Below are 22,734 nucleotides of genomic sequence, written 5' to 3' on the forward strand. Positions count from 1 at the left end.
GTTTGTAAGTAAGCGCTGTCTTCGCTTCTGCCACTAAAGTGGCGACTACAAACCCCGGCGCGATCGCACGATTTCTCTAGATGGTTATCCGGATCGAGCCACATTGTAGAGACGTTGCATGCAACGTCTCTACAATGTTGATTTGCCTAAAACCTTTTCAAAATAAAAAGTAACGCTGTGCCATCGGTAAACTCTCAGCCGGTTCGCAGGTTAACAATTCCCCATCTGCCCTCACTTGATAGGTTTCTGGATCAACTTCCATCTCCGGTAAAGCATCATTTAACTTCATATCTCGCTTACTCACTTGCCGCGTATTTGACACCGCCACTGTGGGTTTTTGTAAGTTCAATTGTGTGGCAATATCTCGGTCTAATGCCGCCTGTGATACAAAGGTTAATGACGTAGCCGCGATCGCACCGCCAAAACTGCCAAACATCTGGCGGCTGTGAATCGGTTGGGGCGTGGGAATACTAGCATTAGCATCCCCCATTTGCGACCAGGCGATCATACCCCCTTTAATCACAATCTCTGGTTTCACGCCAAAAAAGGCGGGTTTCCACAAACATAAGTCTGCCAGCTTCCCTTCCTCAACTGAACCCACATAGTCAGCAATGCCATGGGTAATTGCTGGGTTAATTGTATACTTTGCCACATACCGCTTTGCCCGAAAGTTATCATGATCCACCGTTTCCCCAGAAGATAAAACGCCCCGTTGCACTTTCATTTTGTGCGCCGTTTGCCAAGTGCGAATAATCACTTCTCCGACTCGCCCCATCGCCTGAGAATCGGAGGCAATCATACTAAATGCGCCTAAATCGTGCAAAATATCCTCAGCCGCGATCGTTTCTCGGCGAATCCGTGACTCGGCAAAGGCGACATCCTCTGGAATCCCCCGATCCAAGTGATGGCATACCATCAACATATCCAGATGTTCTTCCAAGGTATTCATCGTATAGGGGCGGGTGGGATTCGTGGAGGAGGGCAAAACATTGGCTTGCCCGCAAACTTTGATAATATCGGGGGCATGACCCCCACCGGCGCCTTCGGTATGGTAGGTATGGATGGCACGGTTTTTGAATGCCGCGATCGTGTTTTCCACAAATCCGGCTTCATTTAGGGTGTCGGTATGGATGGCGACTTGGACATCATACTCATCCGCGACGCACAGACAGGTGTCAATTGTGGCTGGTGTTGTTCCCCAATCTTCGTGTAACTTTAACCCCATTGCCCCCGCTAACACTTGTTCTACAAGTCCTTGGGGTTGACTACTATTGCCTTTGCCCAGAAATCCCAAGTTTACGGGAAAAGCTTCGGCGGCTTGCAGCATCCGGTAAATGTTCCACGGACCCGGTGTACAAGTGGTGGCGTTGGTGCCGGTTGCCGGTCCCGTACCGCCGCCTAACATGGTAGTAATCCCGGATGCGATCGCGACTTCAATTTGTTGGGGACAGATAAAGTGAATATGGGAATCAATCCCCCCAGCGGTGAGAATCATGCCTTCTCCAGCCACGGCTTCAGTCCCCGGACCGATAATTATATCGACGTTATCTTGGATATAGGGATTTCCGGCTTTGCCGATCTTGAAAATCTTGCCGTCTTTAATCCCGATATCGGCTTTTACAATTCCCCACCAATCCAAAATCAGGGCATTGGTAATCACCAGATCCACCGCCCCATCGGCATTAGATATGGGAGATTGTCCCATCCCATCCCGAATAACTTTACCGCCACCGAATTTGACTTCATCGCCATAGGTTGTCAAATCTTGTTCTACTTCAATGAATAATTCAGTATCAGCAAGACGGATGCGATCGCCTACAGTCGGACCATAAGTTTCAGCATAGGCGCGGCGATCCATTCGGTAACTCATCGCGATTTCTGTCAGAGATAATGGGGCGGGTTAATTATACGGCAAAAGGCGCGATCGCACGTCCCAAAATGAGTAAAAAAAGAGGAGAAAACCCAGGTTTCTCCCCATTTCTTACCTCCCAAAGGCAACGTGATTCTCAAACAAGGTTAAGTTTTGTTTAAAAATCTGTGCCAATGTGCCAAATTCATGCTATTTTTTATGCTGATAGCCGATGCTCATCAACGTCAACCTGCAACTGGCGACAGGGAATTTTTTCAATCTTGATGGCTTGACCCAGATACGGTGATAAGACTTCTAGCTGAGCCTCCGATGCCGCTTCAAATAATACGCGATCGCCGGGAAAAACAACACGCTCGAAACTGTAAGCGCCAGGATTGCCCATCCGAATCACTTGCAGGGAGCTAGTTGTATTGGCATAGCTACAAAGACGTTGAGCAGAAGCACTCGTCGGTTGTGAAGGAATGGCTGATGTAATCATGGGTCTTAGGTGTTCTTAAGTAACAAAGCGAAGGTGATTGACTCCCTCTATTTTAATTTTTACAAACTTAAGTTTAAGCTTGTTGAAAATAATCCTTAAATTTTTGATAAATTTTGATTTATTGTTACAACTTGATACAAAAAACGCTCTAAATTAAAACGAGTAGTCTGTCAACCTAGGGGGGAGGGGTTTGCAGTAGTCGTCTAAATACCTAGGTTTACCGATAATCGACCCAGAGATTCACAACTAAAAATCTCTGGTTCGATTGTTGTCTATAGGGGAAGCCGCCGCCGTAAAAGGAGTGTAGATAGACACCTTGAGGCGATGGGAGAAAGAAGGCAAAACCATGGCTATAACTTTGAGATGGTCAAGGATTTAGCCGCCGATGTATTAGAGATTATCACAGTATTCTCGGCTAGGTTGTATGGTTCACGTTCAAGGCGCAACCAGAAGATTCTAGAGAAATTGATTGAAGCTGTTGACACCTCTGGCAAATCTCCGTAAGCTTGAGAAAGCCGAGATTTAGTAATCTCCATGACCCTAGGCGAGTCTCGCACTTATGTCACCACAACAACCAATCAATGGGCGGTTGCGTTTTTGAATGACGCGGCGACTGTCGGCTATGATGCCAAGATTGAGTGCTTAAAGCTGCTCTTGGAGCAAAAGCCTCCAAGTAAGTCAAGGCTCAATACTCAACTACAGCTCTCATCAGACATCAACAAGCGACAGGCGAACAGCATCATCGCTTATGTTGAAGGCGCAGTTAAATCCGCCAAGGAGTGCCGTAGCAATCATCTAAAATTGCTGCAAGGCAAGCTTAAGCACACAACAGAAGTCATTGAGAATTTAGAGAAGAAAATTAAAGCGCACTCCTATTATCTACAAGCTGTAGAACAGGTGAACCGAGGGAAAAAGAAGAAAGTTCCCAAGTCCCTCAAACCTAAGTATCCAGACGCTTGCCCCAGGCGGTGCGCTCACCATTTAACCCTATACAGGCAAGCCCAAGTTAAACTTCATCACAAGAAACGGTACACCCACAAGCTAAAGCAGAACATCGCCCATATCAAAGCGTCTCCTGTGCACGTAAACTTGGGAAACAAATATACCGTGGAGATGATTGGTTCCAAAGATGAATCTTATGGAAATCAGATTTGCCAGTTGGATTTAATTGGCAAAGAACTTCATATTCGAGTTCCTTATGCTCTAGAAAAGCGATATGGGAAGTACATTCAGTTTCCTATCCGTTTACCCAAACATGGAACCGATAACCTAGCAACAGCCTGGTACAACAAGCAAGCTTTAACCTATCGATTCATCCAAAAAAGTTTGACGGAGTGGGAAATCCACATCACCTTTGATGTCGAACCTGCACCCAGGATAACTGCTCCCGTTTCTTGGGGAGCTATTGGTGTAGACCTTAATCCCAACTGTATCGGTTGGGCAATGGCTGACAAGGACGGAAACCTGGATGGCTTTGGTCAATTCAAGGTTAATATCCAGTCTCAACCTAAAGGACGTACTGAGGCTATCTTGGTCGATGTTGTGACTGATTTGACTAAGTTGGCTTTAGAGCATAAGCGCCCTATTGTTGTCGAAAAGCTCGACTTTAGCGACAAGAAAAAACGGTTGCGCGAACTAAATACTCGGCACAACCGTATGTTAAGTAACTTTGCTTACTCAAAATTTCTTCAACTCCTATTAGCTAGATGCTTCAAATTGGGCATCCAAGTCATTGAGGTCAATCCCGCTTACAGTAGCTGGATTGGACTAATTAAGTTCATGTCGATGTACGGCATGAATAGCGCCACCGCCGCTGCCTTCGTGTTGGCTCGACGTGGAATGTTTTTATCGGAAAGACTGCCAGCCAGAACCGCCTACCAAGAAACGGAATCTTTGAAGCACGTCTGGTCATACTGGCGGTCGGTGGCGAAACGAGTCAAAGGCTCGTCTCGCCACTCCTTCTACTTGCCTAGACTAACAGTCTACTCCAGGTTACGCCCAGTACGGAGCGGGGAGTCATGGGATGAACCGTCATCGGCTGTTGTCAATTCCTTCGGGGAGCTTGGAGAGGTCGGTGAGAATCCGACGGGAAGTCGTTAGTACCGCATGACGGCGTATCTTGCATAGTTTTGCATAGATATTTTTTAGCGGTTGACTTGGCTCAAGACCATTAAAATTGTTACAATACTCCCCGCAGCTTGCGAGAATGATCAACTAAACTCTCAGCAAACTCATCTAAACGCTTCGAGAGTTTCTCATCTAAAAGCTTGCCATCCTCACCAAAGGCTTGCCACGCCCGACCAAAGGCGATTTGCTCTGGAATCACCCAACCATGAACCCAACGTATAATCAGCCGTAGTTCATTGAGGGCATTACTGTTCGCTTGACCTCCTAACACACTCAGCAGACCCGTCACTTTACCCGATAAATGGTCAAATGTCATCAAATCCAGGGCATTTTTGAGTACCCCACTCACGCCCCCATGATATTCCGGTGTGACCAAAATTAAGCCATCGGCTTCCTGTACCGTTTCTCGTAACCGGACGACATCAGGATAACCGGGATAGTCATCGCTACCGATACAAAACGGTAACTGCATCTGTCGCAGGTCAAGGATTTCTGTGGATGCACCCAAGGCTTGCACGCGCTGAATGGCTAAGGTTAAGGCTTGATAGCTATAGGATTTAGCTCGCAGGCTACCATTAATGCCAACAATTTTTACCATGTCTTGCCAATTAATACCCTTTCATACAAAATACCTTAGCTTGACGCCTAACGCCTCACGCCATATCTGTATTTAGAATTTAGATTGGCGTGAGATGGATAGGCAGTCAATCAATGGGGTTCAATGCCCCAAAGATTGAGTAACGCTAAACTAGAAGTTGGTAAGCAGTTGAAAGTGCCACGTCACGCCTTGGCAGCATAACGCTGCGAGTTAATAGACAGGACCAACAAGGGAAATTTGGATGAACAACAGTTCCTGGATGAGATCATGGATGGGAGATGAACCACGTAGAGGTTCAACGGGTAAGCCAAAGCAGCCACAGATTAAACCTCGTTATTGGTGGCGTATGGTAACCAGCTTAGTGATCGTTCAAGGTGTGATCCTGGGTGTCCCTGCCCAAGCGCAACAACAGACAGAGCCAAAACCATCGCTAAGCTATGGGCAGCTTTTGCGGAAAATTGATGAGTGCACTCCGCCACCCCCATCCCAAGCTGAAGATACCCCACCGAGTCAGACATCGAAAGCGGATTGTGATATCAAAAAAGTCGAACTTGACTCAGCCCGTAATGTTGCCAGAGTCTACTTAGCCGGACAGGAAGACTCTGAACCTCCTCAAGAAGTCATGCTACTGGAGCAAAATGGCGAACTGATTGGGAAACTGCGGAACACCGATATTCCCTTGGATGTGACGCCAACTACAAATAATTCCGCCGCCTTAGGGTTGGTGATGCAGTTATTTTTGCTCTTACTCTTGCTAGCCGGACTGATGATGATTCTGCGCCGCTCGGCGAGTAGTTCGGGTCAAGCGTTAAACTTTGGCAAATCCCGCGCTCGCTTTCAGATGGAAGCGAAAACAGGCATACAGTTTGATGATGTCGCTGGGATTGAAGAAGCTAAAGAAGAATTGCAAGAAGTCGTCACGTTTCTCAAACAACCGGAACGGTTTACCGCAATCGGCGCTCGTATCCCTAAAGGGGTTCTGTTAGTCGGTCCTCCGGGTACAGGAAAAACGCTCTTGGCAAAAGCTATAGCGGGAGAAGCGGGTGTTCCTTTCTTTAGTATCTCTGGCAGTGAGTTTGTGGAGATGTTTGTCGGGGTGGGCGCCTCGCGGGTGCGGGATTTATTCAAAAAAGCCAAAGAAAATGCTCCCTGCTTGATCTTCATTGATGAAATCGACGCCGTTGGCAGACAACGGGGTGCGGGTATCGGTGGGGGTAACGATGAGCGAGAGCAAACCCTCAACCAGTTGCTCACGGAAATGGATGGATTTGAGGGGAATACGGGCATTATCATCATTGCGGCGACTAACCGTCCCGATGTTTTAGATTCCGCCCTGCTCAGACCTGGGCGATTTGATCGCCATGTTATGGTGGATCTTCCCACCTACAAGGGACGGCTGGGGATCTTGGATGTCCATAGTCGGAATAAAAAATTGGCACCGGAGATATCCTTAGAAGCGATCGCGCGACGCACTCCGGGATTTTCTGGCGCGGATTTGGCTAACCTGCTCAACGAGGCGGCTATCCTCACCGCCCGACGGCGTAAGGAGGCAATCACACCCCTAGAAATTGATGATGCCATTGATCGGGTTAGCATTGGTCTGCAAATGACGCCGCTTCTGGATAGTAAGAAAAAGCGATTAATTGCTTACCATGAGGTCGGACATGCCTTGCTGATGACCATACTGAAAAATTCCGATCCCTTAAACAAGGTGACAATTTTGCCCCGTTCCGGTGGTGTGGGTGGGTTTGCCCAACCCTTACCCAATGAAGAATTTATGGATATCAGTCGTTCCACCGATCTGGGTGATCTGTACTTGCCCCGGACTTGGCTAATCGATCAGATTACCATCGCCTTGGGGGGTAGGGCTTCGGAAGAAGAAGTCTTTGGTCATGGTGAGGTGACCATTGGTGCCGCCAGTGATATTAAGAAAGTGGCAGAACTGGCTCGTGAGATGGTGACTCGGTACGGTATGTCTGATTTAGGTCCGGTTGCTCTGGAACGCCCAGATAGCGAAGTGTTTCTCGGCGGCGGTTGGACTCAGCGATCGGACTATTCTGAAGCCATTGCCACCCAAATCGATCATCGAGTGCGAGCGATCGCGATGCAATGCTATGAGGAGGCTCGTCAGCTAATCCGCGACAATCGACCGTTGATTGATCGGTTGGTTGATATTTTGTTGGATCAGGAAACCATTGAAGGGGAGCAATTTCGACAAATTGTTGCCGAACATACCCAACTGCCCGAAAAACAAATGGCGGTAATACATTAGGAAGGCAGAAGGCAGAAGGCTCTCCAGGTTTACTGAGACGTTCCGCCGGAACGTCTCTACTAAATTCTGATGTGTCCTCACCGATGCCACCAATTTGTGTAACGTCTTCTTGCCATCATCATTTTGATGCTGTTTGCTGTCGGTACATTTCCCGGAGAACTAAGGCGGGGTCGATATAGTTGTCGGTGTACTTTAACCCCCAATGCAAATGAGGACCGGTGGTGCGCCCCGTCATTCCCACGCGACCAATTCGGGTGCCGGTGGGTATCTGTTGACCTTTCCAGATTTGAATCCCGCCACTGCGATCGCTCAAATACACGCCTTGGCTATCTGTTTCCACATGACCTTTGAGGTGACAGTAGATATGCTTCCACTCACCGGATTGGATGGTGATAGAGGTGCCACAGGCGGTATTATCGGAGAGGGATACTACCTGACCTGCCCACCAGTTGCGAATGTAACTGCCTTCAGGTGCGGCGATGTCTAAGCCTCGATGAAATTCTGTACCCGATCCACGGGGAGAACGACGGTAGCCGTAGGGAGAGGTATAAGCCTGAAAATTCTCAACGGGAAATGAACCTCCCTGCCAATAAGTGTTAGTTGTTATCTGAGTAGGTGTAACCTCTGAGGCGGTAACTCGGTTTTGGGTGATTACTCCCCAGAGGATTAAACTGATTAAACTTAGTCCCGCTAACAGGAGAAAGCGTTTTACGGCTGTCTTGTGTTTGCTGTGTCGTTGGCGTGGAAACACTCCTGACATTTCCTCACTCCTCGATGGGATGAACGAACAAGTGGCTTCGCTACCTTAACATTTCCCCGGCTGGGATAGGTAGATCCCCATCGACTTTATTCGGGAATATGGGACTATTTGCTCAGGCAGATACCGGGTGGAGAAGGCTATGATGGATTTTGACGTGGTAACGATTCCGACATCCAGCCAGACGCCTAAAAATCTTGATGGTGATTTCTACCGTTTTTACCCCTCTCTCTATGTCTTTCAACCTTTATATTTCATACTTCCGATGACAGCGACGGTCAAAATTCAGCCTTCTGGTTTCTGCGTTAAGTACCCCAACACCTCTTGGCGAGTCACTTTTGTTGAGGAAGCGTCGGGGAAGTTCCGGTTTTCACTGATTGGATCTGACTTTAAGTTTGAACCCAGAGATCGCTACCGCTACCCTTCTCATGATGAGGCTAAACGCGCTGCTATTTGCTTTCTGGAGTTGATGAAACGGTTAGCCCATTCTCGGATGCGCTTAAGCGTGCTAACTGAGATTGGTCTTTTGAAATTTCCCCAACAACAACATCGGGATTATAAACTGTGGTTGGTGGTAGACCGCGCCCGTTATTCCTGGGAAGCCACTCGACGAGATGGTCTTTGTATTCGATCGCAGCGCTGGTACAAGCGACCGGAAACCGCTTTATCTAAAGCACAGCAGCATATTGACTGCGAGTATGCTAAGTCTCAGATCCGGGATGTTATTGGCTGGGTTTAAGGCGTTGCTTTGTCAAAGTTCACTCCAACTCCCTCTGGCAAAATTTTGGGCTTAGACATCAGCGATCGCTACTGAGATTAAAGTCCAAACCTCCAGGAGGAGGCTCCATACCTAAAAACTCTCTATATATCCTGTCTTTATAGTCTTGACCAATTTCGTTCACAGCTTGAATAAATGATTGGTACGTACCTATACCTCCCACTTTTTCCCAAAATTCATTACCAATTAAAACAACTTCATCTTCTTTCATATTGAACCATCGAGTAGGTGGAGACCATGCATAGTCTTCTTTCAATCCGTAAGGGTTGTAGGGTAATGCAAAGTATGCCTCATCAACTTTTTTAGGGTTCATACTATACAACTTTAGGATTTTCTCTTTACTAACTTTTGTTTGATCGCTGTTAGGTAGTGGTGCTTTTAATTCAAAAGCGTATGTTTTGCTATTAGTTTTATCTTGAGCAAAAATATCACAGATTACCTGTACAGGTATATCTTCACCATCTCCCTGCAAAATATAAGACAATTCATTATCCCAATCAGGTCTTACTCTAGCTTCTTCTAAAGATGGGTGTTCTAGCCTATTGAGTACTTCTGTAATTCGCCTAAGCCTTTCAGTTTTTACTAATCCGTGAATGGTGTGATTCATCACTCCATCACCTAATCCTTCTTGAGCAGCTACTATAGCTAGTTTTTCCCAGACTTTACCAAAGGGAGTGACAAATCTTCTCTCAAAGTGAGAACCTTTGAAAATTTCATCGGGGACTAAAGCAGCATAGAGAGGTTTAAATGCTCTATGCTCTTCAGGAATGAAAGGATTTTTAATGAGTACATTCTCCATTACCTTATCCATCATTTCTTTGATGACGGATTGAATGGCAGTCTTGATTTTTTTTGAATCATTCATGTAACTTTCGCTATAAAATTACTTTCACTAAAGATTTAGCTATATGATAAACAACAGGAACTGATACTGCATTTCCAAATTGCTTTTTAGCCGTACTTTCCTTGTCAGCAATTGTGAACCAATCTGGAAAGCCCTGCAATCTAGCATAGTCTTTTGCAGATAAAGGTTTGTACTTTCCTTTTCTATAGATTTCTCGAATGAATGTATTTTTATAATCTTGAGGTTCTTGAGAATCTAGTGGTACAGTGGCAACAAAATCTCTAGTACCCGTTGCCGTCAACGTCCCAATTACATCTGAATTTGGTAAAAATATCTTAGAAATTCCATTGATTCCTGAAGAAATCTTAGAGTTAAAAAATTCATAGCCTTTGTGATCAATATATCGAAGTATTTTTTTGGTAATTAACTTGTCGAGTTCGGCGGCGGTCAAATTTGGGATAAGTTGATCTAGAACTTCAAATTTTAAAGGATTACCATCTTTCAAGCCATATTTCTTTTTTCTTCTATTTTTGAGTATTGTTTGACAAATCAATTTTTCTCGTTGAGTAGTCCTGACAAGATCCCAGGAGTGAATCGTGGTATGTCCATCTCGAATATCTGTAAAGATAAAGAAATCATTTAACTCATCATTTTTTTGAAATCTACCTCTAGAAGCCGGTATTTTTCCTCCAAACAAAATATCGGGAGAGAATTTTTTCTTTCTCACTTCACTAGCCTCAATACCCTCTATGAATTCATAAAGTTTTGGTTTAACGTGCAAGGGTTCAGGAAATTGGAAAGATTCGCTATTATCTAAATCATCTCTAACTCCTACTATAAATACCCTTTCTCTATCCTGAGGAACGCCAAAGTCATAGGAATTGATTACACTGGCTTTAACGTTATAGCCTAAGCTTTTAAGCTTGCTGATTATTAGTTCAAAGCTTTGCCTATGTCGCGGATCGGTTAAGCCTTTTACATTTTCAAATATAAACCCTTTTGGTTGATTTTGTGCTACAACTCTAATTACATCAAACCAAAGCTTTCCCCTTGGATCATCTAAACCTTTTATTTTTCCAGCAATAGACCAGGGTTGACAAGGAACTCCACCAACTACTATATCCACCGAAAAAGGAAATTTCCCAAGTTTGACAATATCCCCCAGATTTACTTCTTCTGAGTTCAAATAACTAATAAAGTTTTTTGTGTAAATTTTTATAGCTTCTTTATCAATTTCTGAATAGCCTAAGCATTTTCCTCCTAACTCTTCAAGAGCAATCCTAAATCCACCAATACCAGAAAATAAATCCACAAATGTAAATTTAGGATTAAACCATAGAAGGTTAGATGGTTTAGATGGATTAAATAGCTCTAACTGATTAGAAGACAATGCCGATTTCATCACCGATTTTAAGTTTGACAATCAACCCAAATTAAAAAATATTTCCACTAATCTACGTTTAGAGTTAAGCCAGGTTTTCTCTGAAATGTACTTGATTCGGTTAGAGTATCTAATCGCTGAGTTACCATCATGACCGTGGCTTAAGTGTGTAGATAGTATAGAAGGTATTATACTTGACTTTGATACCTGCGACTATACCGCTTCGCCTGGTTAATGTTCCCGGATACGCCTTTACTTTGACGCTTCGCCTCCACCATTGCTACCACCTGCAACTCTACAAACAAGGCATAATCCGCCCGTTTATTGGCTGTGGGATATTCCGCGATCGCGAAATTCCTGCCTTTTTGGGGCGAATTCCTTTATAATACTTAAGCTTTTCCGAGTCTACCTCCCACCCTGCTAACCGCAATTTAGCCAAGAAGGTCTTGAAAGTTGTTACAATCTTTAACTCAGTAGACCAAATTTATGTCCAGGTACTTCGTTCGGCAAGAGCCAAATCATCGTAAAGTATTATATCAATTTATTATCTTATTTTTCAATGAGCAAACTTCTGTATCATTCTTAGTCCACAAAAAGCAGAAAGGAGTAAAGTGAAAAAGTGAAGCTATAAAGCTTCCCTGACAGATAACCGCGTCTAGTCTAGTGTAACTTAAACATCACGATAACAAGGTCAAAAGATCTGTTTACCCCAATATCTGTCTCGTCAACAAACAACAGCAACGATAAACTGGATTGTTCATAATTTCCTCAAAGACAAGACTGGGAGCTATGCAACTGAAGGGTGTGAGGTCAGTCAGTGCAACTCCAAAACAACTTGTGTCACTAGAGGAAATTACGGGCAAAAATTTAAAAGTTGCTGTTGTTTTTCAATGGACAAAATTCTTTAGGGTTGACGTTTGCTCAAAGACGGGTTTTGTTGATAAATTATCAGTAACTAGCGACACCCTAAACTATCCCGCGTGGAAACGCCAGTGAAGGGATTAACACCCTCTGCCCGTTTACACATTAACGAGATTTGATAGGTATCAAGCAATGCACCGGAAAAATCTGCCCCGGTAATCGTGGCATCAAAAAAGCGGCTGCGATTGGCAATAGCATCAGTAAAAATAGCATTGGTTAAATTAGCACCGTCAAAGATAACTCGATCCGCTAAAGTCTCTGACAGGTTAGCTCCAGTTAAATCCGCCTCAAAAAACGCCGCTTTGGTGAGAATTGATCCTTGAAGAGACGCTCCTCGAAAAGAGGCGCCGCGTAGATCTGCGCCAGCAAAGGAGGTTCCCGCTAAGTTTTGATTGGAAAAATCTCGATAGTGTAATTCAGTAAGGGTGTAGTTGACAGTATTATCTTGTGCGATCGCGCAAGGCACATCTACCATCCACGCTATAACTGTCATCAACAATCCCATGCCAATTGCCAAAAGTTGCATAGCCTGGTGACTGGGGCGATTTTCGGTTCGTTTTTGGCTCGCAGTAGTCATATTCAAACAGATGGGGGCTAACTTACCTATTTTGCCGCAAGCTGGGATTGGTCATTTGTCAAATAACAGGGAACAGGGAACAGCGGCATTTTGTTAAGATACATTAATTACTCATTAGTCGCCCTATCCTACCAAGCCACTCATGATCACTGAACTTTTGCCCTTCCAATTTGAGTTAAATACGAGCGCGATCGCGGGTGCATCGTTGTGGGCGCTAGCGCTTTACTGGGGCTTCTCGACGCTAAGCCACTGGATCATGGAACAGCTAAATCGCTGGTTTAACTTTGCCGAGCGATCGCTCTACACCTCTGTGAAGGAATATGAACGCACTCGTCGGGGAAGAGAAGCCCAAAACACATTCTATGCTTCCCTGTTCAGCATTGTGCCATTTTTAATCGTTGGCGCTGGCTGCAACTGGGGTGTCGAACTTACTCTCGGTTCGAGTTGGGCAATTAGTATGGGGCTTCTGGCTTGTATCAGTGGCGCTGTTTATGAACTAGGGCGTCGTGATAGTCAGTCGAATTAATTATTTATCCTTTATCTTTCCTCAGAACCAGAATCCTCCATGTTAACCAGCGCATTGTGGATTTTATTGATGGGCTTTTTTGGGGGTCAAATTGCCCGTCGTTTAGGTGCGCCACCGTTGATCGGTATGATTTTGGTGGGGATTGTCCTCGGACCACAGGTTGGCAATGTCATCAGTTCAGATGTACTAGAGGTGGCGGATAGCCTGCGAACGGTTGCTGTGATGGTTATCTTAATGAAAGCAGGATTGGGGCTGGATCGGGAAAAGCTACTTTCTCAGGGAAGTGTGGCGCTGCGGTTAGGATTTTTGCCGGCGGGGTTTGAGGCAATTGCGATCGCGTTAGCCGCGATCTGGATTTTTCAGTTTGACGTTCCCACTGGGTTACTCTTGGGTTGCATCATTGGCGCAGAATCTCCGGCGGTAATTGTCCCAGGAATGCTGCGACTGAAACGTTTGGGTTGGGGGGTGACTAAGGGAATTCCCGATGCCATTCTCACGGGGAGTGCCTTATCCGATGTTCTATTATTACTTCTATTCAGTTTATTGTTGAGTTTTTTAGGTCAGGGCGGAATTGAAACCATCACCCTACCTGGAGGATTTACACTTTCAGCCGTACAATTACTACCGTTTCAAGTATTCATTGAAATCGGACTGGGCGTCTTAATTGGCTACGCGGCGGCTCGTTTAATCGTCTCGCTGCTAACGGAACAAAATTGGACACAAAACACGGTTCAAGATGTTTTAATTGCCGCTGGAATTGCTCTATTATTGGTAATTGTTGAGAAAACATTGCCTTATTCAGGTTACTTAGCCGCTATGGCGATGGGGTTCTTTTTGATTGAGTTGGATGCACCGTTGGCTCGACGCCTACGCGGTGGATTTGATAGCCTTTGGATTGTGGCGGAGATTGTCCTATTTGTCTTATTAGGCGCTAGCGTTCAACTCCAGGTATTAGGAAATACAGTTTTACCGGGACTTTTATTGTTAGCTATTGGTTTGTTTATTGGTCGTCCCGTGGGTTGGTATCTCTCGACGTTAGGGAGTAATTGGACATGGCAAGAACGGTTGTTTTTACTGCCGGGAAATATGGCAAAAGCAACGGTACAAGCGGCGATTGGTGCGATTCCTTTCGCTAGGGGAATTGAAGGGGGAGAAGTAATTTTAGCGATCGCGGCGCTTTCAATTTTGACCACGGCACCGATTGGTGCTTGGGCGATTCCTACGTTTGCGCCAAAATTATTGGAACGGGGAGAGGTTGACCCGACGAAAGTAACTGTGGTGACTTGTACCGTATTGTTAGCGGCTGTGGATACATCTCCCTTGGCGACAGAGGTTTTAAGGAAAGTAGCCAGTATTGCTCGGCGTACAGATGGTGAAGTGATTGTCTTACATGTTATCAATAGTGATGAGATAGAGGAGGTAGAAAAGCTGCGCGATCGCACTCAACGATTGCTCAGTGATATTCGCTATCAATTTATCACGCTCACGGGTTCCATTCCAGAGGAAATAGTTCGTGTGGCGCAAGAGTATCAAGTGGCAGATATTGTCATGGGAAAACGGGGACATCAACGTTGGCAACAGGTACGAGTCGGTTCCGTGTCGCGAGCGGTTCTAGAAATGAGTTCTCTTCCTGTTATCTTAGTCGAAGATCCACAAAATAATTTTCTGGCAAAAAGCAACACCTAATTTATAATTAAGATGACTTGTATTGACTATTTGTGCAAACTTTTAGTACGTCGAGACTATAGTGTTTTTGAATTGACCAAAAAAGCTCAAGAAAAAGGGTTTGATGTTACGGATATTACTGAATCTATTGAAAAACTCCAACGACTCAATTATCAGTCTGATACTCGCTTTGTCGAAAGTATGATTACGTCCTATCGCGGTAAATATGGAAAAGTAGTCATTAAGCGCAAATGCCGAGATAAGGGGATTGATTCTGAATTTTTTGAACAAATTTGGCAGTCTCAAACGGAAGACGAAGAACCGGGAAAACTGGATAGTTTAAAAGCTAAGGTTATGAGAAAATATAAAATCACTGATTTTCATAAGATTGACCCGAAAACGAAGGCAAAGGTATGGAATTACCTTCAATACCGTGGGTTTAATCCGGGTGAGATTTTAGCCCAGTGGCAGAGTGAACAAGATGAAGCGATAGAGTAGCCACAGTATCGGACATTCCGGATTTGTATTATGGATAAAGTGATGCCAGCTAGTTAGAGTAAAAATAAGTCTTGTTAAAACCATCAATATTTTTATAAAATCATGTCAAAATTTAACACATTGGTAAATGAGAAAACCTCGGTTAAAACTATTTTGTTCCTGGGAGCAACCGGCTATGTTGGGGGAGCATTATGTCAGAAGTTTTGCCAAACCCAAGATTTCCATGTTGTCGCACTTGTGCGCCCCAGTAGTAACAGTAAGACTATCGCACCGTTCTGTAAGGAAATAATCCACTCGAAAGAATCCAATTTTTCCACAGAGGAGATTGAAGCCGTAATTCGCGAGCATGATATTAAAACGATCATTAATCTGGCGTGGAATATGCCTCCAGAATCGACCCAAGAGGCTCAATTTACCAAAGATCGTATCGCCCTAGAAGCTGCTTTAAACGCTGCTAACGCTGTCTCACCGGATATTCATCTGATTACAACCAGTGGGAATTTTTCTCTAATCACTGCTGAAGGAGGACGAATCACGGAAACACCTCCGCCGCCCGGTTTCGCCAAGCCCAAGTATTTAGCATGGAGTGAATTATTATCAGGTGTAAATTTGATGAAGGATGCACTAACAGAAGAATACATCAGCCAAGGATTTAATGCTTCCATCCTGTATCCTTCGTCGGTGTATGGTGCATCGCCAACCCGAGAAATATTATAATAATTTAATAAGTTGTTTACTCAATAGTAATATGAGCCTCAAAGACCGCATCTCTGAAGACATCAAAGTCGCGATGAAGGCGAAAGATAAAGTATGGCTGGAAACGGTTCGCAGTATCAAAAAGCTGATCCTGGAAAAAGAGATAAGCGTGCGTCCTCAAGGACAAGACAGTCTCACTGAAACTCAGGAACTTGAACTTTTAGCTCAACTTGCCAAACAGCGTCGGGATTCAATTGAACAATATCGTAACGCTGGACGGGAAGACTTGGCAGAACAAGAAGCAAAAGAGTTAGCCATACTTGAAGAATATCTCCCCACCCCACTGTCGGATCAGGAAATTGAAGCGGTACTGGATGAAATTATTACCCTAACTGGCGCAAGTTCCATGAAAGACATGGGGAAAGTCATGGGACCTACAATGGAAAAGCTCAAAGGGCGTGCTGAAGGTCGCAAGATTCAAGCCATGGTGAAAGCTAAACTAAGTGGTTGACGCTTCCATCCCACACAGTGAGGGTCTTCTCAGGAGCCACAGAGAAACGTTTAGGAGTTTGGCGGAATGAGTGACACCCCAGATTATATTCTATTTGCCCAACACGGCTGGGCGGATACCGAAGTTGCGATCGCAGCGATGGCGCAAACGCTGGCGACTCCCCAGACTCTCGTGATTACACCCAATCTCGGTTGGTTAAAAACTTGGTGGCGGATTCAGCCATTAATCAAGCAAGTGGACGAAATAGCCACGGAAACAATTGCCAAGTATCCCGATACACCGATCCGGATTATCGGCTATTCCCTAGGGGGATTAGTCTGGGTGGAACTGCTTAACCGACATCCCGAATGGTGGTCTCAGGTGGAGTCGTTAGTCCTTGTGGCTTCACCCATCGGTGGGGTGGATTTAGCCCGAAATTTTACGGTTTTGGGAATGGGTGTCGGGATAGCTGGGGCAATGCTTGACAATCGCCGCCAGATGGCGGAATCTATTGCTAAAGTGATTCCCACATTAGTGATTGCGGGCGATATTGGTGGAGGAACGGACGGTGCAGTGACTCTAGAAGAGACAAAGGTTCCTGGTGCAAATTTCTTTTATCTGCCCACATTATCCCATCCCACCCTAAAAAATCATCCGGCTGTAGCGGAAGTGATTCGCGACTTTTGGCAAAATCCAGTAATAATTAATGGTTGATTTGTTATTGGTATTTCGTCATACTCGCTACCCTTGAGAAGCAAGCTACGTCATTCGTCCTTATTTGTTAAAGGTTAATTGATGATTATTCAGGAACGAACGTACCATAGTTCGGTGTAGGGGCGGGTTTCACTATTATCCTTTCTTAACCCACCCAGATGTAACTCGCGCCCGCCCCGACCGAGTTTCCTGTTCCCTTTGATAGATTGAGGTAAGCTGTTTGGCATTTAAACCTTAATGTCAATAATGGCGAAAGCCGTGTAGTGCGAGCATCTTGCTCGCTACTAATACCCAATTTAAATGCATGACAGCTTAGGCTCTCTTATTTCTATCAACAACGGTGCAATAATCAACTCTGAACGAGCTTTTTTAGTATCGTTATCAAAGGCGACTTTCAAATTACGAGTCAGGGTCATTTTGAGGTAGTCGCTCGGTTCAATCTGTTCGCTTTTGGGAAACAAATTAATTAGATTAATCGTCAGATCGAACTTAGCTTTAACTTGATTGATTGTTTTAAAATCCCTATAAGCCATGACTAAACAGTCTTGCTGCTTTTTGCTATAACCCTATTTTATTCCTGATGACTTCGTTCTCGATTGAAGCCCATGAACCAAACGCCAGATTTTATTCTATTTGCCCAACATGGCTGGGCGGATACCCATCACGCGATCGCAGCCTTAGCGAAAACCTTAGCCACTCCCCAGTCTCACTTGGTTACACCCAATTTGGGTTGGTTGAAAACCTGGTGGCGAATTGAACCATTAATTAAACAGGTAGAAGGGATAGCCACTGAAACTATTACCCAATATCCGGATACCCCGATCCGAATTATCGGTCATTCCATGGGCGGTTTAATTTGGTTAGAAATTCTCAATCAACATCCAGAATGGTGGTCTCAAATAGAATCCTTTGTATTGGTTGCATCCCCAATTGGCGGCGCAGATTTAGCCCGATTAATAGACCCCTTTAGTGTTGGTATCGGTATGGCTAGTGCGCTAGGGATGAATCGCCGCCAGATTGCCCAATCCATCGCCAAAAAGATTCCTACGTTAGTCATTGCTGGCGATAGGGATAGGGGTAGCGACGGTACAATTACCGTTGAATCAACCAAGTTTTCCGGTGCCAAGTTTGTGAGTATTCCCAATTTAGCCCATGCCCAACTCAAAAATCATCCCACTGTCATCGGAATTATCCGGGAATTTTGGGCAAATCCGACAATAACTAACCCTTCCCCCCTAGATTTTACCGCTCAGTTAATTGAACGCTTGCAGTCAGTACCTGGAATGACTGATGCTCATCCGCGAGACTTTACCCGGAGTCAACCCTACATCACTTTTGCCAACGGATTCACGATTCGCATCTGGACAAATCCGTTACAAGTTGACCATATCTTTGTCGCTAATCCCGAAGGGGAATGTCTTTACAGCGGGTTCGTTGGCTGGAGACATCGTGGGGCGTTACATCAAGCGTTAGCTGAAATTCAGAATCGGTAAACCAGTGGCTAATTTCATCTGAAGTTCCCCCAGCCAAAAAATCTTGCACTGCCTCACTGTGCGGCTTTGCGCGATTTTTTAGTCGCCCTACATGGGTACGCTTTTTGAGGGTGTTGAGCGATCAAACCACTACGGAATAAGGCTTTAGCCTGGGTGTAGTACATATGCACTGGTGGAACTTCAGATCTCGAACTCTTGCCTTCAACCTCCTATCTACAAATTTATCGGAATCACAACTTTATGTAGCCATGCAGTAAACTCGTCTCGCTTCAGGGTTCCCGCTGCCAAATTCAGCATCACCACTTCCTGATCATCAACCGATGCCTGAATTTCAAACCCATTGAGAACCAGAAACACTTCCATCGAAGCATGAGCTGTTCGCTTATTGCCATCCACAAATGAATGATTCATCGCCAAAGAAAACCCCAATGCGGCTGCTTTCTCTACTAACGTGGGGTATAGCTCTTCCCCGCCAAACGTCATCTGCGGCTGAACAACCGCTGACTCCAACGCACCCTGGTCTCGAATTCCAGAAGTACCCCCTGTTTGCTCAATTACGTGATCGTGCAACCTCAACACCTCTTTAACTGACAGATACCGCATCAGGAAAGGCGCTCGTATAGCTCTTTGTTCTTATCCAGCACATAGCTTGCAGCCTGAGCGAAATCATCTTCAGGTTGCTGTTCCAGAGGGGAAAACATCTTCTCAAAACGTGCCTTGAGATCATTCATCCAACTCATTTGAATCACCTCCTCATACTGCAACCGCCCCACTACAATGCCGGGATGGATACCAAGTTTACTGGCAAAGGCGTTAACACTCTCTTTAGAACGCAATTGAGGCAGTTCAGGCTCGTACTCGTGCGGAATCAAAAATTCCTTCGCCCATTGATTGGCTTCTGCTTCTTGCTGCGACTCCAGTTTTTCTCCCTTCTCCCACTCATCCAGAAAAATCTCCTTCTTCCCATGCAGCAGAATGTGTGCTGCCTCGTGAAAGAATGTAAACCAGAAGCGATCATTGGTCTTACCATAGAGCGAAAGTTGAATCAGTGCCTTATGAGGATTCAGCCAGCGAGCTACCCCACTCGTATGCGCCCGTGGAATCGCTGGAACTAAACAGAACACAACTCCTGCATCCAAGCACAACTGACGCATCTGAGGCATGAATTCTTCCGAAGGTAATAAAGTGAGTTGCCGAATTGCTTGAACCGCACTCTTAAACTTGGCTTTGTTGTATTTGGGACAGTTCAATCCTTCCGCCTCAATTTCTCCCCGGCGTAACCAAGCTGAAATTGCCCCCACATCACTTTGCTCAGTCCGAGTGCGGCGGAAAGCCGCCTCCATGTTGGCGTAGTAGTTTCGCCATTCCTTCGGTGAAGCGACGCCAAAAAAACGGAGCAACTCCCGGACAATGGCAGGCTTATTTTTGGTATCTCTACGCTGTTTTAGGATCACCCCTTGATCCATCAGTTCCTTGACAGGCAACTCATCCAACCAAGAAACCCACTTCTGAAAATCCTTTTCTGCTTCCTGTTGAGCGAGTTTGGCACGGTACTGTGCCTCCCGGCTCAACCAAAAACTCGCATTACTGCCTAGGACATTTGCTAACTTAAGCGCTGTTTCCTCGGTAATCGGTGCTTTACCATTGAGCAACAAGCTAACGTGCTTGGGGGTGTAATCCAGGCGTTTTGCTAGATCAGTTTGACTCCACTCTCGTTCCTCGATTAAATCAGCAATCGTATCTCCAGGGGGCGAGATCCAATCCGGCGTAAAAGTTTGTAAGACTTCAGTCATGATAATCCCCTATCCAAATAATGCGGACTCGTGTTACTCGACTCCAATCAATGCCACCGTCCTTAAGTCGGGGCACTGGGTCGTGATCTGGCTCAAACACCAAACGCTTTGGCTGCACTAAATCTAGAGCATACTGCCCTGCTCGGTCTCCTTTTAAAGGATGAGGACGACCCGCACACAGTTCAGTCACTGATGAAGCTGCCATTAAGTCAGCTAATCGGGCTTGTAACTTCCTAGCCATCTGTTCTCCCAACTTACGCTGAGCCAATTTTTCCTGCTCACACAGGGCTTTGAATTTCTTGTCCTTAAAATCAATTTCCATAAGAGTTTACAAAATAAAGTTTACCATATTGGTAAACATTTTACCACATCGGTAAATTTTATTTCTGGACTTGAAGGAAGGCGGGCATTTCCACCAGGTTATCCATCTCTTGCCAGAAGCCTTGCCCAAGCTCTTCCTAGTCTAACCAGACCTCCTTCTGGAAGGACTGATACAGCGTATTGCAAGTTCGTGAGGTACAGTATTGACCTGCAATCTGCTGTAAAGAGGGTAGTTAACCCAAATTGAGTATAAATACTTATTACATCGTCAAGTGCGGAATGTGAAATTGATCCAAAAAATCCCTCGGCATAAAGTCGAGGGATTCCCTATTTTTAATCTAATTCAATACTCTATCCAAACAAATCTGCTTCTTCCAGAGCTTCTTTAGACTCCTCGATTTCCGCAGCCTCTGGTGAACCTTTAAATGCTATTCGCAAAAAAGGTGGCGCTAAGAACGTCGTCAGAATCACCATAATGATAATCGCCGCTTCTAAAGGCTTACTCAGAACCCCACTGGCTGAACCAATTCCAGCAAAAACCAATCCCACTTCACCACGAGGAATCATACCAACCCCAATCGCAAAACGGTTAATTTGAGGTTGTCCAATAAATGTCCAACCTGTAATCAATTTCCCGATAATCGCCACCGCAATTAAGAAGACAGCAATCACTAATCCTTCCCGATTTTCCGGAACTGCAGGATTGAGAACCCCTAAATCCGCTTTCGCCCCCACAGTCACAAAGAAAATGGGTACCAAAATATCGGCAATGGGAACAACCTGCTTATCCAGTTCTTTGCGCTTATCTGTTTCATCCAGAACTAATCCCGCCGCAAATGCCCCTAAAATCGCTTCTAATTGGATCACATTCGCTAAAAACGCCATTAAAAAGGCAAAGGTAAACGCAGGAATAACCAATTTGCCTCGCGTTTGTAACTTATCAGCAATCGTGACAAAGGAGTGGTTGAAAAACTTACCGAGGAAAATAGAACCGAGGAGGAAAACAGTCGCACTAATAATCAGATAGATAACGTTGAAAACGTCAACCTCACCAGTTTTAGCGAGACTAGCAACCACGGCTAAAACGATGATACCCAAAACATCATCAATAACAGCCGCCCCGACAATAATCTGACCTTCTTTTGATTTGAGACGCCCTATTTCCGAGAGAACTTTGGATGTAATACCAATACTAGTTGCCGTTAACGCTGCACCGGCAAAAATTGCCGGAATCGCGGCAACATTAAAGAAAAACATCAACCCGGCTGTACCCGCCGCAAACGGGGCGACGACTCCCACCACCGCCACAATTGCCGCTTGGTAACCCACTTCTTTGAGTTCCCGTAAGTCCGATTCTAAGCCAATTTCAAATAAGAGGATGATCACCCCAATTTCGGCTAAAACCGAGACCACTTCACTTTGGGTTTCAAAGACACTGATGGCAGCCTCTGGGCTTAAATCACCAATCCATTGCAGCAGCTTCATTAGTAGCGAATCAGCCGCAACCGCGCCACTTTCAGGAAAAATTAGCAGATGCAACGCTGAAACACCCACCACAACACCGCCGACTAATTCACCTAAAACCGGCGGTAAATCAACTGCTTTAGATAACTCTCCACCTAGTTTACTGGCAAGATAAATGATGACTAAACTAAGCAACACGCCAGCGAGTACAATTGAACCATTTTCTGGCGCTGTTGCTACTATAGGAATCGGTTGGATCAGGTCTGAAAAACTCATGGTTTCCATCTACTGTTTATCTTCAACTCCGTGAGGTTAATTAATGACTTATCCTTGAGCTTTAGTGACACTCAAATACATTTAGTCCCTCAAAACGTGTTCCGTCAAGCCGCAGTGCTTAAACGGCTTGTCTCCTAAATCCATTAACATCTGAATTTAAGCAAATTCCTAACTAGAGCGTGCTGAGATAGAATG

General features: G+C 45.1%; 23 protein-coding genes and 1 pseudogene. 11 read left to right on the plus strand and 13 right to left on the minus strand.

Annotation, left to right across the window (positions count from 1 at the left end):
- Nucleotides 1–157 precede the first annotated feature (157 nt).
- Both ureC and RID09_RS28205 read right to left on the minus strand, forming a co-directional pair.
- On the minus strand, nucleotides 158–1,870 hold the full coding sequence (gene ureC / locus RID09_RS28200; RefSeq protein WP_446339225.1) for an urease subunit alpha: 1,713 nt from the start codon (nucleotides 1,868–1,870) through the stop codon (nucleotides 158–160).
- A 196-nt stretch (nucleotides 1,871–2,066) separates the two neighbouring features.
- Complete coding sequence (locus RID09_RS28205; protein WP_446339226.1) at nucleotides 2,067–2,348, minus strand: DUF1830 domain-containing protein; 282 nt, start codon at nucleotides 2,346–2,348, stop codon at nucleotides 2,067–2,069.
- Nucleotides 2,349–2,723: 375 nt separating this feature from the next.
- Between RID09_RS28205 and RID09_RS28210 the strand changes: the two are divergent.
- A pseudogene (locus RID09_RS28210) lies at nucleotides 2,724–2,852 on the plus strand (IS607 family transposase); the annotation flags it as partial.
- A 30-nt stretch (nucleotides 2,853–2,882) separates the two neighbouring features.
- The gene (locus RID09_RS28215; protein WP_446339227.1) at nucleotides 2,883–4,448 is read left to right on the plus strand and encodes an IS200/IS605 family accessory protein TnpB-related protein; all 1,566 of its coding nucleotides are present in this window, start codon (nucleotides 2,883–2,885) and stop codon (nucleotides 4,446–4,448) included.
- 79 nt (nucleotides 4,449–4,527) lie between these two features.
- Here the strand turns inward: RID09_RS28215 and RID09_RS28220 are convergent, their stop codons facing one another.
- Nucleotides 4,528–5,073, minus strand: coding sequence for an NADPH-dependent FMN reductase (locus RID09_RS28220; protein WP_446339228.1), 546 nt, complete (start codon nucleotides 5,071–5,073; stop codon nucleotides 4,528–4,530).
- 271 nt (nucleotides 5,074–5,344) lie between these two features.
- On the opposite strand from RID09_RS28220, the gene ftsH reads away from it, so the two are divergent.
- On the plus strand, nucleotides 5,345–7,345 hold the full coding sequence (gene ftsH / locus RID09_RS28225) for an ATP-dependent zinc metalloprotease FtsH (protein ID WP_446339229.1): 2,001 nt from the start codon (nucleotides 5,345–5,347) through the stop codon (nucleotides 7,343–7,345).
- A 118-nt stretch (nucleotides 7,346–7,463) separates the two neighbouring features.
- On the opposite strand, the gene RID09_RS28230 is transcribed toward ftsH, so the two are convergent.
- Nucleotides 7,464–8,105 (minus strand): M23 family metallopeptidase, encoded by a 642-nt coding sequence (locus RID09_RS28230; RefSeq protein WP_446339230.1) that lies wholly within the window; start codon nucleotides 8,103–8,105, stop codon nucleotides 7,464–7,466.
- 139 nt (nucleotides 8,106–8,244) lie between these two features.
- Here RID09_RS28230 and RID09_RS28235 point away from each other — a divergent pair, with 139 nt between their 5' ends.
- Nucleotides 8,245–8,841, plus strand: a complete 597-nt coding sequence (locus tag RID09_RS28235) for a hypothetical protein (RefSeq protein WP_446339231.1) — start codon at nucleotides 8,245–8,247, stop codon at nucleotides 8,839–8,841.
- A 58-nt stretch (nucleotides 8,842–8,899) separates the two neighbouring features.
- Here RID09_RS28235 and RID09_RS28240 read toward each other — a convergent pair whose 3' ends face one another.
- From RID09_RS28240 to RID09_RS28255, 4 genes are all read right to left on the minus strand, one after another.
- Nucleotides 8,900–9,745, minus strand: a complete 846-nt coding sequence (locus RID09_RS28240; protein ID WP_446339232.1) for a TdeIII family type II restriction endonuclease — start codon at nucleotides 9,743–9,745, stop codon at nucleotides 8,900–8,902.
- Between the two features lie 10 nt (nucleotides 9,746–9,755).
- Entirely contained in the window at nucleotides 9,756–11,126 is a 1,371-nt protein-coding gene (locus tag RID09_RS28245; RefSeq protein WP_446339233.1) for a DNA cytosine methyltransferase, read from the minus strand.
- A 167-nt stretch (nucleotides 11,127–11,293) separates the two neighbouring features.
- The gene (locus RID09_RS28250; RefSeq protein WP_446339257.1) at nucleotides 11,294–11,383 is read right to left on the minus strand and encodes a hypothetical protein; all 90 of its coding nucleotides are present in this window, start codon (nucleotides 11,381–11,383) and stop codon (nucleotides 11,294–11,296) included.
- A gap of 677 nt (nucleotides 11,384–12,060) precedes the next feature.
- Nucleotides 12,061–12,603 carry a pentapeptide repeat-containing protein gene (locus tag RID09_RS28255; RefSeq protein WP_446339234.1) on the minus strand — a complete coding sequence of 181 codons (543 nt, stop codon included), beginning with the start codon at nucleotides 12,601–12,603 and terminating at the stop codon, nucleotides 12,061–12,063.
- Between the two features lie 142 nt (nucleotides 12,604–12,745).
- Here RID09_RS28255 and RID09_RS28260 point away from each other — a divergent pair, with 142 nt between their 5' ends.
- The 6 genes from RID09_RS28260 (at nucleotide 12,746) to RID09_RS28285 (ending at nucleotide 17,192) form a co-directional block, all read left to right on the plus strand.
- Complete coding sequence (locus tag RID09_RS28260; RefSeq protein WP_446339235.1) at nucleotides 12,746–13,129, plus strand: hypothetical protein; 384 nt, start codon at nucleotides 12,746–12,748, stop codon at nucleotides 13,127–13,129.
- Between the two features lie 39 nt (nucleotides 13,130–13,168).
- The gene (locus RID09_RS28265) at nucleotides 13,169–14,815 is read left to right on the plus strand and encodes a cation:proton antiporter (RefSeq protein WP_446339236.1); all 1,647 of its coding nucleotides are present in this window, start codon (nucleotides 13,169–13,171) and stop codon (nucleotides 14,813–14,815) included.
- Between the two features lie 12 nt (nucleotides 14,816–14,827).
- Nucleotides 14,828–15,292 carry a regulatory protein RecX gene (locus RID09_RS28270; protein ID WP_446339237.1) on the plus strand — a complete coding sequence of 155 codons (465 nt, stop codon included), beginning with the start codon at nucleotides 14,828–14,830 and terminating at the stop codon, nucleotides 15,290–15,292.
- Nucleotides 15,293–15,394: 102 nt separating this feature from the next.
- Nucleotides 15,395–16,009, plus strand: a complete 615-nt coding sequence (locus tag RID09_RS28275) for an NAD-dependent epimerase/dehydratase family protein (protein WP_446339238.1) — start codon at nucleotides 15,395–15,397, stop codon at nucleotides 16,007–16,009.
- 31 nt (nucleotides 16,010–16,040) lie between these two features.
- On the plus strand, nucleotides 16,041–16,499 hold the full coding sequence (locus RID09_RS28280) for a GatB/YqeY domain-containing protein (protein WP_446339239.1): 459 nt from the start codon (nucleotides 16,041–16,043) through the stop codon (nucleotides 16,497–16,499).
- A 66-nt stretch (nucleotides 16,500–16,565) separates the two neighbouring features.
- The gene (locus RID09_RS28285) at nucleotides 16,566–17,192 is read left to right on the plus strand and encodes an alpha/beta hydrolase (RefSeq protein WP_446339240.1); all 627 of its coding nucleotides are present in this window, start codon (nucleotides 16,566–16,568) and stop codon (nucleotides 17,190–17,192) included.
- Between the two features lie 296 nt (nucleotides 17,193–17,488).
- Here the strand turns inward: RID09_RS28285 and RID09_RS28290 are convergent, their stop codons facing one another.
- Nucleotides 17,489–17,725, minus strand: a complete 237-nt coding sequence (locus RID09_RS28290) for a hypothetical protein (protein ID WP_446339241.1) — start codon at nucleotides 17,723–17,725, stop codon at nucleotides 17,489–17,491.
- 72 nt (nucleotides 17,726–17,797) lie between these two features.
- On the opposite strand from RID09_RS28290, the gene RID09_RS28295 reads away from it, so the two are divergent.
- The gene (locus tag RID09_RS28295) at nucleotides 17,798–18,685 is read left to right on the plus strand and encodes an alpha/beta fold hydrolase (protein ID WP_446339242.1); all 888 of its coding nucleotides are present in this window, start codon (nucleotides 17,798–17,800) and stop codon (nucleotides 18,683–18,685) included.
- 213 nt (nucleotides 18,686–18,898) lie between these two features.
- Here the strand turns inward: RID09_RS28295 and RID09_RS28300 are convergent, their stop codons facing one another.
- From RID09_RS28300 to RID09_RS28315, 4 genes are all read right to left on the minus strand, one after another.
- Entirely contained in the window at nucleotides 18,899–19,291 is a 393-nt protein-coding gene (locus RID09_RS28300) for a type II toxin-antitoxin system death-on-curing family toxin (RefSeq protein WP_446339258.1), read from the minus strand.
- Complete coding sequence (locus RID09_RS28305) at nucleotides 19,288–20,478, minus strand: ImmA/IrrE family metallo-endopeptidase (RefSeq protein ID WP_446339243.1); 1,191 nt, start codon at nucleotides 20,476–20,478, stop codon at nucleotides 19,288–19,290. Before RID09_RS28305 ends, RID09_RS28300 begins: the two co-directional genes overlap by 4 nt.
- A complete protein-coding gene (locus tag RID09_RS28310) occupies nucleotides 20,471–20,800 on the minus strand; it encodes a type II toxin-antitoxin system RelE/ParE family toxin (RefSeq protein WP_446339244.1) in 330 nt (109 codons plus the stop codon). The genes RID09_RS28305 and RID09_RS28310 overlap by 8 nt, the downstream gene beginning before the upstream one ends.
- A 350-nt stretch (nucleotides 20,801–21,150) precedes the next feature.
- Entirely contained in the window at nucleotides 21,151–22,539 is a 1,389-nt protein-coding gene (locus RID09_RS28315; protein WP_446339245.1) for a cation:proton antiporter, read from the minus strand.
- Nucleotides 22,540–22,734 lie beyond the last annotated feature (195 nt).

Origin of the sequence: Coleofasciculus sp. G1-WW12-02, assembly GCF_040219735.1 — a bacterium.
In the GTDB taxonomy this organism is placed as follows: domain Bacteria; phylum Cyanobacteriota; class Cyanobacteriia; order Cyanobacteriales; family Coleofasciculaceae; genus Coleofasciculus.

Bases quoted from the DNA above. Each gene is read 5' to 3' on its own strand.
- RID09_RS28305 (WP_446339243.1), bottom strand. From the start codon at position 20,478: ATGACTGAAGTCTTACAAACTTTTACGCCGGATTGGATCTCGCCCCCT.
- RID09_RS28245 (WP_446339233.1), bottom strand. From the start codon at position 11,126: ATGAAATCGGCATTGTCTTCTAATCAGTTAGAGCTATTTAATCCATCT.
- ureC (WP_446339225.1), bottom strand. From the start codon at position 1,870: ATGAGTTACCGAATGGATCGCCGCGCCTATGCTGAAACTTATGGTCCG.
- RID09_RS28255 (WP_446339234.1), bottom strand. From the start codon at position 12,603: ATGACTACTGCGAGCCAAAAACGAACCGAAAATCGCCCCAGTCACCAG.
- ftsH (WP_446339229.1), top strand. From the start codon at position 5,345: ATGGGAGATGAACCACGTAGAGGTTCAACGGGTAAGCCAAAGCAGCCA.
- RID09_RS28295 (WP_446339242.1), top strand. From the start codon at position 17,798: ATGAACCAAACGCCAGATTTTATTCTATTTGCCCAACATGGCTGGGCG.
- RID09_RS28215 (WP_446339227.1), top strand. From the start codon at position 2,883: ATGACCCTAGGCGAGTCTCGCACTTATGTCACCACAACAACCAATCAA.
- RID09_RS28230 (WP_446339230.1), bottom strand. From the start codon at position 8,105: ATGTCAGGAGTGTTTCCACGCCAACGACACAGCAAACACAAGACAGCC.
- RID09_RS28315 (WP_446339245.1), bottom strand. From the start codon at position 22,539: ATGAGTTTTTCAGACCTGATCCAACCGATTCCTATAGTAGCAACAGCG.
- RID09_RS28220 (WP_446339228.1), bottom strand. From the start codon at position 5,073: ATGGTAAAAATTGTTGGCATTAATGGTAGCCTGCGAGCTAAATCCTAT.
- RID09_RS28285 (WP_446339240.1), top strand. From the start codon at position 16,566: ATGAGTGACACCCCAGATTATATTCTATTTGCCCAACACGGCTGGGCG.
- RID09_RS28260 (WP_446339235.1), top strand. From the start codon at position 12,746: ATGATCACTGAACTTTTGCCCTTCCAATTTGAGTTAAATACGAGCGCG.
- RID09_RS28235 (WP_446339231.1), top strand. From the start codon at position 8,245: ATGATGGATTTTGACGTGGTAACGATTCCGACATCCAGCCAGACGCCT.
- RID09_RS28240 (WP_446339232.1), bottom strand. From the start codon at position 9,745: ATGAATGATTCAAAAAAAATCAAGACTGCCATTCAATCCGTCATCAAA.
- RID09_RS28250 (WP_446339257.1), bottom strand. From the start codon at position 11,383: ATGGTGGAGGCGAAGCGTCAAAGTAAAGGCGTATCCGGGAACATTAAC.
- RID09_RS28270 (WP_446339237.1), top strand. From the start codon at position 14,828: ATGACTTGTATTGACTATTTGTGCAAACTTTTAGTACGTCGAGACTAT.
- RID09_RS28205 (WP_446339226.1), bottom strand. From the start codon at position 2,348: ATGATTACATCAGCCATTCCTTCACAACCGACGAGTGCTTCTGCTCAA.
- RID09_RS28280 (WP_446339239.1), top strand. From the start codon at position 16,041: ATGAGCCTCAAAGACCGCATCTCTGAAGACATCAAAGTCGCGATGAAG.
- RID09_RS28290 (WP_446339241.1), bottom strand. From the start codon at position 17,725: ATGGCTTATAGGGATTTTAAAACAATCAATCAAGTTAAAGCTAAGTTC.
- RID09_RS28275 (WP_446339238.1), top strand. From the start codon at position 15,395: ATGTCAAAATTTAACACATTGGTAAATGAGAAAACCTCGGTTAAAACT.
- RID09_RS28265 (WP_446339236.1), top strand. From the start codon at position 13,169: ATGTTAACCAGCGCATTGTGGATTTTATTGATGGGCTTTTTTGGGGGT.
- RID09_RS28310 (WP_446339244.1), bottom strand. From the start codon at position 20,800: ATGGAAATTGATTTTAAGGACAAGAAATTCAAAGCCCTGTGTGAGCAG.